12 protein-coding genes are annotated in these 14977 nt (G+C 65.3%); 4 read left to right on the top strand and 8 right to left on the bottom strand.

All coding sequences use genetic code 11. The features are described 5' to 3' along the window. Positions 1–244: 244 nt before the first annotated feature. The 4 genes from AC3WJE_RS20140 to AC3WJE_RS20125 all read right to left on the bottom strand — a co-directional run bounded on the left by AC3WJE_RS20140 (position 245) and on the right by AC3WJE_RS20125 (position 5946). The gene (locus AC3WJE_RS20140) at positions 245–1753 is read right to left on the bottom strand and encodes a PepSY-associated TM helix domain-containing protein (protein ID WP_493732620.1); all 1509 of its coding nucleotides are present in this window, start codon (positions 1751–1753) and stop codon (positions 245–247) included. Then, complete coding sequence (locus AC3WJE_RS20135; RefSeq protein ID WP_493732619.1) at positions 1753–3795, bottom strand: TonB-dependent receptor; 2043 nt, start codon at positions 3793–3795, stop codon at positions 1753–1755. The genes AC3WJE_RS20140 and AC3WJE_RS20135 overlap by 1 nt, the downstream gene beginning before the upstream one ends. 75 nt (positions 3796–3870) lie before the next feature. Further along, positions 3871–4326, bottom strand: a complete 456-nt coding sequence (locus AC3WJE_RS20130; protein ID WP_493732618.1) for a DUF2946 family protein — start codon at positions 4324–4326, stop codon at positions 3871–3873. 639 nt (positions 4327–4965) lie between these two features. Further along, positions 4966–5946, bottom strand: a complete 981-nt coding sequence (locus AC3WJE_RS20125; protein WP_493732617.1) for a LysR family transcriptional regulator — start codon at positions 5944–5946, stop codon at positions 4966–4968. Positions 5947–6238: 292 nt separating this feature from the next. Between AC3WJE_RS20125 and cysG the strand changes: the two genes are divergently transcribed. The 3 genes from cysG (at position 6239) to AC3WJE_RS20110 (ending at position 9516) form a co-directional block, all read left to right on the top strand. Beyond that, on the top strand, positions 6239–7702 hold the full coding sequence (gene cysG / locus AC3WJE_RS20120) for a siroheme synthase CysG (RefSeq protein ID WP_493732616.1): 1464 nt from the start codon (positions 6239–6241) through the stop codon (positions 7700–7702). Positions 7703–7723: 21 nt separating this feature from the next. Then, positions 7724–8683, top strand: coding sequence for a cysteine synthase A (gene cysK / locus AC3WJE_RS20115; RefSeq protein ID WP_493732615.1), 960 nt, complete (start codon positions 7724–7726; stop codon positions 8681–8683). Positions 8684–8970: 287 nt separating this feature from the next. Then, complete coding sequence (locus AC3WJE_RS20110; RefSeq protein WP_493732614.1) at positions 8971–9516, top strand: O-acetyl-ADP-ribose deacetylase; 546 nt, start codon at positions 8971–8973, stop codon at positions 9514–9516. Between the two features lie 191 nt (positions 9517–9707). On the opposite strand, the gene AC3WJE_RS20105 is transcribed toward AC3WJE_RS20110, so the two are convergent. The 4 genes from AC3WJE_RS20105 to AC3WJE_RS20090 form a co-directional block, all read right to left on the bottom strand. Beyond that, positions 9708–10712 carry a class I fructose-bisphosphate aldolase gene (locus tag AC3WJE_RS20105; protein WP_493732613.1) on the bottom strand — a complete coding sequence of 335 codons (1005 nt, stop codon included), beginning with the start codon at positions 10710–10712 and terminating at the stop codon, positions 9708–9710. Between the two features lie 241 nt (positions 10713–10953). Continuing rightward, positions 10954–12420: a pyruvate kinase gene (pyk, locus tag AC3WJE_RS20100; RefSeq protein ID WP_493732612.1), complete on the bottom strand. Its 1467-nt coding sequence runs from the start codon at positions 12418–12420 to the stop codon at positions 10954–10956. Positions 12421–12616: 196 nt separating this feature from the next. Next, positions 12617–13255 carry an HAD family hydrolase gene (locus tag AC3WJE_RS20095; RefSeq protein WP_493732611.1) on the bottom strand — a complete coding sequence of 213 codons (639 nt, stop codon included), beginning with the start codon at positions 13253–13255 and terminating at the stop codon, positions 12617–12619. A gap of 260 nt (positions 13256–13515) precedes the next feature. Continuing rightward, entirely contained in the window at positions 13516–14688 is a 1173-nt protein-coding gene (locus AC3WJE_RS20090; RefSeq protein ID WP_493732610.1) for a phosphoglycerate kinase, read from the bottom strand. Here AC3WJE_RS20090 and AC3WJE_RS20085 point away from each other — a divergent pair. Then, positions 14687–14977 (top strand): hypothetical protein (locus AC3WJE_RS20085; RefSeq protein WP_493732609.1); only part of this gene is annotated, 291 nt, incomplete at its 3' end. The genes AC3WJE_RS20090 and AC3WJE_RS20085 overlap by 2 nt on opposite strands.

The raw sequence follows: 14977 nt of genomic DNA, 5'->3' as shown, positions 1-14977 counted from the left end.
GGCCGGGGTGTGCTTTCTTTTGGTTACTTTTCTTTGCACAAGCAAAGAAAAGTGACTCGCTCCGAAGGAGCGAAAGCATTTGCTGTTGAAGTTGCTGTCGCAGCTACTTCAAACCCATGAAGCAATGTCCATGGATCCCCGCTTCCGCGGGGATGACGGTAGATAGATTGCGCGGAAGCAGCAGGCACTGGATCCCCGCCTTCGCGGGGATGACGGTAGATAGACCACACGGGGAACAAAACCATCAACCACGCCCAGAACCCACATCACCCCAACGACACAACCACCCATCCAACCCCCATACCACCAACATCGAAACTCCCGTCAACGGAAACACCACCCCACCCACAACAAGCCCCCACATCACCACCCGCATCGCACGCGGATCAGGCAACGGCGGCACCCCAAGGCGCCCAGCCGGCCGCCGCTTCCACCACATCACCACCGCACTCACGCACAACAGCAGAATCCCCAGGCACGCCACCAGCAACACCACCTGATTGGCCACCCCGTACTGCTGTCCCAGATGCACATTGATGCCCCATTCCGCCACACGCCCCAGCCAACCGTAGTCGGCATAGCGCATATCCAGCAGCACCCGGCCGCTGTACTGATCAAGATGGATCACCCGCTGACGCGCAAGATCGGCCGGATACACGGACGCGGTGTAGACACCCTCGACACCACGCGGCAGCGAAACCGCATAACCCGGTGCAATCCCGCGCGCCTCGAAGTGCGCCAACGCCGCATCCAGACCGATCGCACCAGGCCGCGCAGCGTAATCACTCATCATCCCAGCCATCGCGTGACCAGCATGCGCGCCGGCCACATTCCCGGCATGTGGTTGCGAACGCGGCAGCTGCGCCTGCCGTAACGACCACGCCGGCAACGTAGTGTCGGCCAGACGCTGATCGGACATCGGCACCTGCACGCGCAGGCCGGCCGGATAGCCATAGTCATGACCGTTCACCCACTGGTTGACCTTGCCCCCCCACAGCCACGACCACGGCATTCCGGTCAGCGCCAGGAACAACAGCACGCCGCCGACGCCAATTCCAAGTACTGCATGCAGATCGCGCCAGAACAACCGCTGCGCCGGCCGTCCACGCACCGTGACCACGCCACCCCAGTTGAATCCCGGCACCCGGCTTTTGCGAGGGACCCGCTCATTGAACCCCTGCACATGGACGTGCAGGCTCTTGCGAGGGACCCGCATCAAGCGCCCGCGTGGCCACCACAGGTACAGACCGGTCAGCACCAGCAGAATCGCCCAACCAGCCGCGACCTCGATCAACGCGCTGGCCGGTGCGCCAAACAGATCGAGGCTGTGCAGACGCCGGATCGTCCACGCCACCGTGCCATGCTCAGGCAACTCGCCAAGCACCCGTGCCCGATATGGATCGACGTAGACCACGCGTTTGCTTCCATCCGCCGCAATGATCCCGATCTCGGCGCTGGCATCGGCGTACTCCGGCGTGGTGTAGCGAAACACCTGCCCCGGCTGTGCATGCAGTGCTGCCGTCACCTGCGTCTGCGCCGACAGCCGCCCCTCGCCACTCGGCATCACTACCTTCAAGTCGTGATGAAAGAAGCGATCGATCGGCTTCTGATACAGAAACGCCGCGCCGGTCAGCGCCAGCCACGCCAGGAACGGCAGCACCAGCAGTCCGGCGTAGAAATGCCAGCGCCACACCGCCCGATAGAAACGCCAGCGCTGTGCATCGACTTCCGCATGAGCAGTGACGGTGGCCATCAGAACCGCCGCGTCCAGTTCAGATACAGCGCGCGACCGTCGCCAGGCGAGTAGCCCGAAGAGCCGCTGTCGTACCAGGCATAGACATAGAAGCGATCGGCGACGTTCTTCAGCTGCAAGGCCAGCTCATCACGGGCATCCAGTGTCCAGCTCGCACCGAGATTGGCCAGCACGTAGCCACCGTAACGCCCCAGCGTGTTGGCCCGATCGATGTAGTAACTGCCCTGTCCGTTGCCCCAGGCACTGAGTTTCAGCTGCGGCAGCGCCTGCCATTCCACGCCGGCGGTAGCCAGCCAGCGCGGCACGTTCTCGATCTGCTTGCCGCGCGTGTCCTCCGCACTCGGATCCGGGGTGACGATCACCGCCTTCTGTCGCGAGTACGCCAGCCACGCACGCCAGCGCTCGCCCGGCTGCAGGTTCAACTGCGCGTCCCAGCCCTTGCGAAGCGTCTTGCCGACGTTGGCAACGTCGCTGACCGAGGTGCCACCGTTCACGCCCAGCACGGTCGCAACCTCGCCCGATGCGCGCTGTTCCCAGTACGCCACGCGCGCATCTGCCCAGCGCCACGGACTGAATTTCAGGCCGGACTCCCAACCATCGTTGATCGACGGCGCCAGATCATTGCTCGACGTGCGGTAAGCGCCGTTACCGGCACCAATCTGGAACGTGCGGCCCCAGTTGGCGTAGGCGGTCACGTCATCGCTCACGCTGTAGGACGCGCTGAGTTTGGGTTGCTTGATCGTGCCGTAGCCGTAGACCGGATAACGCAGCCCGCTCGCGACGTTGCTGAAATCACCGTAGACGCGATCAATGCGGTAGGCCGGCACGATCTTGAGCCGCTCGGTCGGGCGGATGACTGCCTGCAGCCAGGCGCCGCGCGTATCCAGGTCGTAGGCCCAATCGCGCAGCAACGCGCTGCGCGCGCCATCGACGATGCTGTAGCGACGCGCCACGTTGTCCTGCCACTGCGCTTCCACGCCGCCTTCCAGTGCGAATTCGCGCAGCCACTCCACCTGTGGTCTCCAGGTACTGCTCGCGAGCATGCCGCGATGGCTCTCGTCGTTGTAGCGCTCCTGGCGCACGCCACTGGCGGTGAACTTCACCACGCGGTCGTTGGTGTAGCGGTTGACGTAGGCCTTGGCGTTCCAGTCCCAATCGTCGGCGATGCGCCCGTCCAGGTGCAGCGCGGTCTGCACCGTCTGGCGCTCGCTGTGATCCTGACCGGAGTACGACGGCGAACTGCGCGGCTGCGCCACCGCGTCGGCATAGGTCAGATAGCCCGATTCCTCGGCGTTGTTGTGGAAGTAGCGCGTACTCAGCCCGGCACGCCAGCGCCCGTCCAGATCGGTGTAGAACCACTTGCCGGCGAAGTTGCGCTTGATCGCCTTGGCGTGATCGCGATAACCGTCCGAGTCGCGCCAGCCGACGAAGTAGTTCTGGCTCCATGCTCCCTGTTCGAAGCCCTTGCTCACTTCCACCTCGCGCGTGCCAAAACTGCCGGCAGTGACGCTGATCGCCCCCTCGTTGCCGCCGCTGCGCGTGACGATATTGACGTCACCGGCAATCGCGTTGAGCCCGTAACGTGGATCGTTGGTACCGCGCACGATCTCGATCGCGGCGATGTCGAGCGGAAACACCGCATCCAGATACGGCATGCCGCCGGCGTTGTCGTTGGACGGAACGCCGTCGATCAGCAGCTTGACCGCATTGACGCGACCCTCGCCATTGAAGCCACGGAACGAGATGCGGCCGGCATCGGTACCCATCTTGAACTGCGTCACCTGCACGCCCGGCGCGCGGGTGAACAGCTCCCAGCTGAAATCCACATGCTGGTCCTGCACCAGATCGGCACCGAGCACGTCGACCGAGGAAAAAACCTGCCCAACCGGCAACTGCACACCGACCGGATTGACAGCCCGGACCCGGCCGAGAGTGAGCATGGAGTCATCGCCATCGGCCGCCAGCGCCTGGCTGGAGACGAGACAGAGCAGAACACAACAGCAAAGCACCGCCGGAACAGGCGGACGGATACGAACGATCATCGGAAAACACTCCGGAAAACACGAAGACGCACGGCATCCGCGAGGGACTCCGTGCCAGCAATACAGGTCGTGTCGTCAGGCGAGCAGTGGCGGCCCGCGCGGAGCATGCGCCGGCCAGCGCGGCGCGGCGGGAATACGGAAGGACACGCCGAATTCGGGCGCGATGACACGCAGCAGCGGCAACAGCAGCAGCACCACCGCCAGCCACGGCAGCAGCCGCGCCGCGAGCACACAGTAATCGCAGGCGAACCCGTGATCGGCGTGGCCGGCCATCTCATCCAGCGGATGCTGACCGTCGTACATATCGCCGGCCGTTGCAGCAATCGCGTGCATCGCATGATCTACATGCGACACCCCAGCCTGCGGCAGTACGGACATCACCTCACGCAGCCCCCCACTGGTGCACAACGGCTGGGCGTCACCGGGCAGCCCCTGCAACCACCGGCTCACCAACGGCGCGCACACCATCAACAGCGTCGCGACGAGCGCGAGCCGATGCATGAAGGTGAGGAACGGCCGGGAGCGGATCATCGGCGGATGATAGCCGCCACCTAATCCCAATTGCTGCGACGAACTGTCGCAGTTGGGGTTATCCCGCCGCCGCCACCGTCAGGCAACCGCCCTCGCTGTGGCTGTTCTGTTGCTGTTGCGGTGGCACTGGCCGTTGCCGTTGCCGTTGCCGTTGCCGTTGCCGTTGCTCGTGATTTTGCTTTTGCTCTTCGCTCTTCTGGGGCCCCCATCCGCAGCGACGGAGCCAGCGGGAAAAACCCGAAGGGCGACGTGCATGGATGCACGTCGTTTTCTGCCGCGGCATGGATGCCGCGTCAGAAAATCCCGCTGGCGGAGTGAACCCGAAGCGCAGCGAAGGGCGCGAGGACTGGGGCGTGCTTTCTTTGGGTTACCTTTCTTTGCACGAGCAAAGAAAGGTAACTCGCCCAAAGGGCGAAAGCCTTTGCCTTTGCCTCTGCCTCTGCCTTTGCCCTTGATCCCGACCACAACTCCAACCAGAAACCCACAGCATCACCAGGAAAGCCCGTCGGGACTGAAGTCCCTCCCACAGATATCCTCGGCCTCAAACAGAAAGCGATATCGCGAAACAGAAAGCGATACCGCGGCAAATGGCCCCTCACCACTCAGAGCAACCCTGCGGGCAGCCTCCGGATCACGCCATCAACTAGTAATCGTCTGCGTCAAAGATTCCCAAGTAGGCGGCTCCGGCCAATCAGCCTCCTGATTACCATCCAGCACCCGTCGCAGATCACGCTTATCGATCTGCGGCGCCAACACATGCACCAACTCCAGCGCATAGTCCCGCAACACCCGATCACGCGGCAGCACCGCCCACGCAATGCACTCCGCAATCGGCTCCGGCGCCGGCCAAGCACGCAGATCGGTGTCGCTCGCCGTGATCGCCATCTCGGCCACCAGGCCCACGCCCAGCCCCGCACGCACATATGTCTTGATCAGATCCGCATCCAGCGCGGTCAACGCCAGCTTCGGCTCCAGCCCGACCTGGGCGAAAGCACGCTGCAACGACGAACCCGGACGCGTCGAGGACTCATAGCTGATCAGCGGTTGCTCGGACAGCGCCTGCATGTCCGGCGCAGTCCTGTGATCCAGCACATGCCCGCGCGGCACGATCACCAACCGCCGCCAGCGGTACAGCGGCACCGCGATGCCGGCGCTGGGCTCACCGCCAGCAGTGCTGACCACGGCGATGTCGGCATCGCCCTGGCTGAGCAGGTCCAACGCATCGCTTTCCGCCGCCTGTTGCAGGTGCACGCTGACCTGCGGATAGGCGTGCTTGATCTGCGCTACCGCCGGCGGCAGCACGAAGCGTGCCTGGGTGTGCGTGGTGGTCAGGGTCAGCTGGCCCTGGGCCTCACGGCGCTGGTTGGCGGCGTAGGTACGGATGTTGTTGGCTTCCGACAGCACCGCGCGGGCGCGTTCGATCACTTCCACGCCGGCCGGCGTCACCGACTCCAGGCTGCGGCCCTTGCGCACGAACAACAGGAAGCCCAGTTCGTCCTCAAGCTGCTTGAGCTGCTTGGACAAGCCGGGCTGGGTGGCATGCACGCGCGCGGCGGCGAGCGTGATGTTCAGCTCGGCATCGGCGATTGCCACCAGGTAGCGGAGTTGGGTCAGCGTCATCGGCCTGGTTCAAGAAAGTTGGATCCCGGCACAAGGACGTGCCGCGCTTCTGTGAGGGATTCACAATTGAGTCCACGCACATGGATGTGCGCTGCTCTTCTTGTGAGGGACTCACACATCAGACCCCGGCACAGGGATGTGCCGCGCTCTTGTGAGGGACTCACATGCAGGACTGTAGTGGAGTTCCCACTCCCAGCTTATAACCGAAAGCTATCTGGTACGTGCATGAAGTCATTTCCGACGGCTATAAGCCAGGTTTACGGTCACGACCTCCCTTCCCCGACCCACTGCCGTGACCGCCGCCTTGTTCCCCTTGTTTGCCGATCTGCGTGACCGCTCCGTGCTGGTGGTCGGCGGCGGCATGGTCGCCGAGCGCAAGACCGAGGCATTGCTGCGAGCCGGCGCGCGTCCGCTGGTGGGTGCCCCCATGCTGACCCCCGCCCTGCAGGGTTGGGCCGAGGCCGGCCGCCTGCGCTGGCTGGCCGGCGAGTTCGACGCGGCCTGGCTGGACGAACCGGTCTGGCTGGTGATCGCCGCCACCGACGATGTCCGGGTCAACCGCGCCGTCGCCGCCGGGGCCGAAGCGCGCCGGATGCTGGCCAACGTGGTCGACGACGCCGAGCTGTCCAGTTTCCAGGTACCGGCGGTGGTCGAGCGTGGGCCATTGCAGATCGCCATTTCCAGCGGTGGCGGTGCGCCGATGGTTGCGCGCCACATCCGGCGCCAGTTGGAAACCCTGCTCGACGACAGCTGGGGCGCACTGGCCGAGCTGTTCACCCGTCAGCGCGCGCGCATCCGCGCCGCGTTCCCGGATACCGGCACGCGCCGCCGCTTCTTCGAACGCCAGCTGGCCGGCCCGCTGCCGCGGCTGCTGCGCCAACAGCGCCAGCGCGAGGCCGAAGCGCAGTTGCTGGCCGCGCTGGAACGCCCCCAAGCCACCGGCGCCACCGGTTCGGTGACGCTGGTCGGCGCCGGCCCCGGCGATCCCGGCCTGCTCACGCTCAACGCCCTGCGCGCACTCAACGAAGCCGACGTGATCCTGCACGACCGGCTGGTCAGCGACGCGGTGCTGAACCTGGCCCGACGCGATGCCGAGCGCATCGAGGTCGGCAAGTCGGCGCAGGGTCACAGCACCCGCCAGGAACACATCCACGCGCTGATGCTCGAACACGCCCGCCGTGGCCGGCGCGTGGTGCGGCTCAAGGGCGGCGACCCGTTCGTGTTCGGCCGCGGCGGCGAGGAACTGGAGTTCCTGCGCGATCACGGCATCGCCTTCGAAGTCGTACCCGGCATCACCGCCGCGCTGGCCTGCGGCGCCTATGCCGGCATCCCGCTGACCCATCGCGACCACGCGCAATCGCTGCGCATGGTCACCGCGCACTGCAAGGACTCGCTGGACACGCTCGACTGGCAGACGCTCGGCCAGGAGCGGCAGACGCTGGCCTTCTACATGGGCGTGGCCGGGCTGGAGACAATCCGCCAGCGCCTGCTGCAGGCCGGCCGCTCCGCCGCCACCCCGTTCGCGCTGATCGAAAACGGCTCGCGCCCCGAACAACGCGTCGTCACCGGCACCCTCGCCGATCTGCCCGATACCGCCCGCCTGCACGCGGTGCATTCGCCCGCATTGCTGGTCGTTGGCGAAGTCGCCGCGCTGGCTGCACGGCTGCACTGGTTCGGCCGCGCCCCGCTTACCGCTTCCGTCGTGCCCTCACCTGCCGCAAAGCCCGCGTCGCCCACGCTGGCCAACGCCGCCTGACCTGTCCTCGGAGATCCCCGCATGCCCATCTACGACAGCATCCTCGACACCATCGGCCGCACCCCGGTGGTCAAGCTCAACCGCCTCTCCCCGCCGGGCAAGACCCTCTACGCCAAGGTCGAATCGTTCAACCCGGGCGGCTCGGTCAAGGACCGTCTGGCGCTGGCGATCATCCTCGATGCCGAGCAGCGCGGCGTGCTCAAGCCCGGCGACACGATTGTCGAAGCCACCTCCGGCAACACCGGCGTGGCGCTGGCGATGGTCGCGGCCGCGCGCGGCTACAAGTTCGTCGCCACGATGGTGGAGACGTTCTCGATCGAGCGCCGCAAGCTGATGCGTGCCTACGGCGCCAAGGTGATCCTGACCCCGGCCGCCGAGCGCGGCAGCGGCATGGTGCGCAAGGCCAAGGAACTGGCCGAGCAGCACGGCTGGTTCCTCGCCAGCCAGTTCGCCAATCCCGCCAACCCCGCCTACCACCGCAACACCACCGCCGCCGAAATCCTGCGCGACTTCGCCGGCCATCGCCTGGATTACTTCGTCACCGGCTGGGGCACCGGCGGCACCCTGACCGGCGTCGGCCAGGTGCTCAAGGTCGCCCGTCCCGAGGTCAAGATCATCGCCACCGAACCGGCCGGTGCCGCGCTGCTGAAGGGCGACGAGTGGAAACCGCACAAGATCCAGGGCTGGACCCCGGACTTCGTGCCGGACGTGCTGGATCGCGAAATCTACGACGAACTGTTCAGCATCGCCGACGACCGCGCGATCGAGACCTCGCGCCGCCTCGCCGCCGAGGAAGGCATCTTCGTCGGCATCTCCGCCGGTGCCACCGTCGCCACCGCACTGGAAGTCGCGGCCAAGGCACCGGAAGGCTCGGTCCTGCTGGCGGTGTTGCCGGATACCGGCGAACGTTATTTCTCCACGCCGCTGTTCGCCGACATCAACGAAGGCTCGGACGACGACTGGTTGGCTGGCCTGCCCTGATCGCCGCACGCGATCGCACCACAACCGAAACGCCGCCCATGGGCGGCGTTTCGCGTTTTGTGTCTCCGGCACATGCGTCCTTTGCCTTGTAACGCCAGTGGCGGCGATCCGACACCCGCGCTACCGCGCGGCCAGTGCTTCGGTGCGCCTCCCGGATGAGTCAGTGAACACCACCAACGTCACCTCCCCTCACGTCTCAATACACGAGATCGCTTCGGACCATGCTGACGTGCGTCGCCGTCCGGCACTCACGGTTCGCTCATCCTCATTCCATAAAGTACCGCCACATGAAGATCGAAATCTGGCAAGGGGACATCACCACCCTGGAGGTGGACGCCATCGTCAACGCCGCCAACGAATCACTGCTGGGCGGCGGAGGCGTGGACGGTGCCATTCACCACGCGGCCGGCCCGGGTCTTCTGGAGGAATGCCGACATCTGCCGGAACTGCGCCCCGGCGTGCGTTGCCCGACCGGTGAAGTGCGTGCGACCGGCGCTCATCAGCTCAAGGCGCGCCATGTGCTGCACACGGTCGGCCCAGTCTGGCGCGATGGCACCCACCATGAGCCGGAACTGCTGGCCAACTGCTACTGGCAATCGCTGAAGCTGGCCGAACGGATGAGCCTGCATTCGATCGCGTTTCCGGCAATCAGCTGTGGCGTATTCGGTTATCCGCTGCATCAGGCCGCGCGGATCGCGCTCACCGAAACCTTGGCATGGCAGAAGTCGCACGCGGTACCCAGGCACATCATTCTGGTCGCCTACAACGACGCCACCGCCAAGGTCCTGCAGCAGGCGCTGCTGCAGACGCAGAGCGAGACGCACGCGGCCTGATGATTTTGTGGGAGGGACTTTAGTCCCGACGCTTTACCGGTAGTCGGGACTAAAGTCCCTCCCACAAAAGATCAAACACCCTGGATGGCGGGACGATTCCAGGGACTAGGGGCTCGTTCACATCGAACGCGAATGAAACCAACAAAAAACGCCGGCTTGCGCCGGCGTTTTTCTTTTCGCGATGGAATGGCTCAGCCCTTCCACTGCCCCAGCGCGGCCAGGCCATTTTCCTTGGCGCGCTCATACACGATCTGCTGGGCCTTGGCGAAGTTGCCCTTCAGGTCCTTCGACCACAGCTTCAGCGCCGCAGCCTGCATCGCGCGGCCGTAGGAGAAACTCAGCGGCCACGGCAGGTTGCCGAGCTTGTTCATCGCGTTGAGGTGCGCGGTCGACTGCTCGTCGGTCTGGCCGCCGGACAGGAACACGATGCCCGGCAGGATCGCCGGCACGGTCGACTTCAGGCACATCACGGTGGACTCGGCCACTTCCTCGACGTCGGCCTGCTCCTCGCAGCCCTTGCCCGAGATGACCATCGAGGCCTTCAGGATGGTGCCTTCCAGCACCACGTTCTGCTCGTACAACGAGCCGAACAGGGCGCGCAGGGTCGCCTCGGTGACTTCGTAGCAGGTCTCGATGTCGTGGTCGCCGTCCATGATCACTTCCGGCTCGACCATCGGCACCAGGCCCTGCTCCTGGCACAGCGCGGCGTAGCGCGCCAGCGCGTGGGCATTGGCTTCGATGCAGGTGCCCGACGGGATGTCCTCACCGATGTTGATCACCGCGCGCCACTTGGCGAAGCGTGCGCCGAGCTTGTAGTACTCCTCCAGCCGAGCACGCAGGCCGTCCAGGCCCTCGGTCACCAGCTCGCCCGGCATGCCGGCCAGCGGATGCGCGCCCTTGTCGACCTTGATGCCCGGGATGATGCCGTGCTCGGCCATGTACTTCGGGAACGGGACGCCGTCCTTGGTGGACTGGCGGATGGTCTCATCGAACAGGATCGCACCGGAGATGTAGTCGCTCAGCTTCGGCGTGGTCAGCAGCAGCTCGCGATAGGCGCGGCGATTCTCCTCGATGTTCTCGATGCCCACCCCGGCGAAGCGCTTGGCGATGGTGCTCGTGGATTCGTCGATGGCGATGATGCCCTTGCCCGGGGCGACCATGGCCTGTGCGGTTTCGGCAAGCTGTTCGATGCTCATGTAGTTCCTGTGGCAGCAGCGGGGGAAGCCGCAATTATAGCCGTGCGGAACCCACGCATTCCGCCACGGAATGTCGTGCAAACGATTACAGCGGGATTGGATATGTGCGCCGGTGCGCTGTCTGCAGCGGCAATCACCTGATGGGAGTCCCGATGGGAGTCCCGTAGGAGCGGCGTCAGCCGCGATGGAGCTTTATCGGTAAAGCCCCATCGCGGCTTACGCCGCTCCTACAAGGAGAGTCTTAGAGCTCGCCCAGACCGCTGGCGCGACCATCCTCGCCGACTTCCAGCAGGCGCAGGGTATTGGTGGCGCCGTGGGTTTCCATGTGCTCGCCGCTGGTGAACACCACGCGGTCGCCCGGCTTCATCTGGCCGCCATCGGCCAGCAGGCGGATCGCCGCGCGGGCCGCCTCGCGCGGGGTCAGGCCGCGGCTGTCGAAGCTGATCGGGAACACGCCGCGCATCAGCGCCATGCGGCGGCGTGCGCCGTCGTGGCGGGTGAAGGCGTAGATCGGCACGTTGGAGCGGAACCGCGACAGGAAGCGCGGGGTGCCGCCGTTCTCGGTCAGCGCAACCACGCCGCCCAGGCCGATGTGCTCGGACAGGAACATCGTCGCCATCGCGATCGCATGATCGGCACGCACCAGGTTGCGCTGCGCCGCCTCGAAATCGGTATCCATCTCGAACTGGCGCTCGGCGCCCAGGCAGATACGTGCCAGCGCTTCGACCGCCTTGATCGGATAGGCACCGGCCGCGGACTCGGCCGACAGCATCACCGCATCGGTGCCGTCGATCACCGCGTTGGCCACGTCCAGCACCTCGGCGCGGGTCGGGATCGGGCTCTCGACCATCGACTGCAGCATCTGCGTGGCGGTGATCACCACTTTGTTCTGCGCCAGCGATTCCTTGATGATCTTCTTCTGCAGGCCCGGCAGCTCGGCATCGCCGATCTCCACGCCCAGGTCGCCACGCGCGACCATCACCACGTCGGACGCCTCGACGATCTCGACCAGGTTCTCGATCGCCTCGGTACGCTCGATCTTCGACACCAGCCAGGCATCGCTGCCGTGCGACTGGGCGATGCGGCGCGCCTCGTTCATGTCCTCTGCGTTACGGCAGAACGACACCGCGATGAAATCCACGCCGATCTTGGCGACGATCTCGATCAGTTCCTTGTCGCGCTCGGTCAGCGCGCCCAGCGACAGGCCACCACCCTGCTTGTTCAGGCCCTTGCGATCGGACAGCACGCCGTCATTGAGCACAGTGGTGATGATGCGCTGGCCCTGCACCTCGATCACCTGCAACTGCATCAGGCCATCATCGAGCAGCAGCACGTCACCAGGACCAACGTCCTGCGGCAGTTCCAGGTAGCTCACGCCGACCTGGGTGGTATCGCCCGGAGGCGCGTTGACGTCGGCGACCAGGTCAAAGCGGTCACCGGTCTTGAGGCTGATCTTGCCCTGGGCAAAACGCTCGATGCGGATCTTCGGACCCGGCAGGTCGGCCAGGATGCCAACCTCCGCACCGACACGCGCAGCAGCGGCGCGCACTTCGGCGGCACGCTTGGCCTGCCCGGACGGATCGCCGTGGCTGAAATTCAGGCGCACCACGTTGACGCCGGCGCGGAACAGGTCCTCGAGCACGCCTGGCGGATCGGTGGCCGGACCGAGGGTGGCGAGAATTCTGGTGCGTCGCAGACGTTCGATCATGGTGTCCCCCGGGAAGAAGTGCGGAAAATTAACACAGCGCCGCGACGCGGAGGATGGCATTGCGGAATAGGCGGCAGGCGAATGCGGCATGCCTCCTCACCATGCGCATGCGCATGGATAACGCAATCGCCGCCATAAAACCGCATTCATTCGGCTGGAGCGTTCCCGGGAAAGCTCCAGCCGAGCGAGCTCGGCGCTACGCCAGCAGCGCCCGCAAGTCAGCCGGCGCAGCCACAAGTGCGCCGGCACCGGCCTTGCTCAACTCGGCCTCGTCGCCGAAGCCCCACAGCACGCCGATGCTGCGCATGCCATGCGCGTTGGCACCCTCGATGTCCATGCGCCGGTCACCGATCATCACGCACTGCGCAGGTTGCAGCGACAGCCGCCGCAGCGCCTCGGCGATCAGATCGACCTTGAAACGACGCGAACCGTCATCGCTGGTGCCGATCACGTCCTCGAAGCAGCCGCCGAACGGCAAATGCTCGATGATGCGCCGGGCGAAACGCTCGTTCTTGGAGGTCACCACCGCCATGCGATGGCCGGCGGCGCGCAGCGCGGTGATGGTTTCGGGAATGGCCTCGAACACGCTGTGCTCGGTCCAGCCGATGCTGTCGTAGCGCTCGCGGTACAGCGTCAACGCCTGCCCGATCAGCGCCGGATCACCGTCGAAATGCTCGTGGAAACTGTCACGCAGCGGCGGACCGATCCAGTCGCGCAACTGCGCGTTCGACGGCAGCGGATGGCCGAGTTCGTTGAAGGTGTGGACCAGGCCGCCGATGATCCCGGGCTCGGAATCGATCAGGGTGCCGTCGAGGTCGAAGAACAGGGTTTGCATGGGTGTGGGGTTCCAGGCTGTTTCCTTCCCGCTTCGGAGAAGGTGCCCCGTAGGGGCGAATGAACAGACGCTGCAAAGAATTGACAGCCATCGCGATGACGAATGCATCACCACGCATCAGCCAAGCGAAACCATCGCAGAGCCCACGCCCGGATGGTTCAGCATCCGGAAGCACGGCGATGCGTTCATCGCCGCTGGCCACCATGATTCCTTGCAGCGCCCCAGTCTCTCTCCCCGACGGGAGAGAGACTCGAGATAACTCAGCCGCGCGCTTCCAGCGCCGCGACCGCCGGCAGGGTCTTGCCTTCCAGGAACTCCAGGAACGCGCCACCACCAGTGGAGATGTAGCTGACCTTGTCGGCGATGCCGTACTTGTCCACCGCCGCCAGCGTGTCGCCACCGCCGGCGATCGAGAACGCCGGCGACGCGGCGATCGCCTTGGCCAGCGTCTCGGTGCCCTTGCCGAAGGCTTCGAACTCGAACACACCGACCGGGCCGTTCCACACCACGGTGCCGGCCTTGGCGATCAGCGCCGCGTAGGCGGCGGCAGTGTCCGGACCGATGTCGAGGATCAGGTCGTCCTCGGCCACCGCATCGACCGCCTTCACCGTCGCTTCGGCCTCCGGCAGGAACTGCTTGGCGACGACCACGTCGGTCGGCAACGGGATGTCCGCGCCGCGTGCCTTGGCCTGGGCGACGATCTTCCTGGCGGTATCGATCAGGTCCGGCTCGCACAGCGACTTGCCGACGCTGTATCCGGCCGCGGCGATGAAGGTGTTGGCGATGCCGCCACCGACGATCAGCTGATCGACCTTGTCGACCAGGCTGGTCAGCAGTTCCAGCTTGGTCGAGACCTTGCTGCCGGCCACGATCGCCAGCAGCGGCTTGGCCGGCTGCAGCAGCGCCTTGGCCAGCGCGTCCAGTTCGGCCATCAGCAACGGGCCGCCCGCGGCGACCGGTGCGAACTTGATCACGCCATGGGTGGAAGCCTGCGCGCGATGCGCGGTGCCGAAGGCATCCATCACGAACACATCGCACAGCGCCGCGTACTTCTTCGACAGCGCCTCGTCGTCCTTGCCCTCGCCGACGTTCATGCGGCAGTTCTCCAGCAGCACGACCTGGCCCGGCTCGACCTGCACGCCGTCGACCCAGTCGCGCACCAGCGGCACCTCGACACCGAGCAGCACGGACAGGCGCTCGGCAACCGGCGCCAGCGAATCCTGCTCAGTCCAGACCCCTTCCTTCGGACGGCCCAGATGCGAGGTCACCATCACCGCCGCGCCCTTCTCCAACGCAGCCTTGATCGTCGGCACCGAAGCGGTGATGCGCTGCTCGGAAGTGATGAGACCGTTCTCGATCGGCACATTGAGATCCTGGCGGATCAACACGCGCTTACCGGCAAGGTCGAGGTCGGTCATACGGAGGATGGACATGCGTTTACCCGTGGCGGAGACAGACCACTATTGTCCGGCCTCCGTCGCCGAGCGGCAAACACATGTGGATCGGCGTGTCGTCGATGTTCATGAGCGGAGCGAATGTCGGAGCCAAGGCATTGCTATTGCTGGTGATTTTGCTGTTGCCGTTGCCGTTGCCGTTGCCGTTGCTCGTGATTTTGACTTTGCAGTTGCCTTGGACTTTGACTTTCCCGGGGGCCCCATCCGCAGCGACGGAGCCAGCGGGAAAAACCCGAAGGGCGACGTGCATGGATGCACGTCGTTTTCT

The organism is Pseudomonas sp. GW821-FHT07E12, from assembly GCF_058986605.1.
This window is presented reverse-complemented; position numbering and strand designations above follow the sequence as displayed.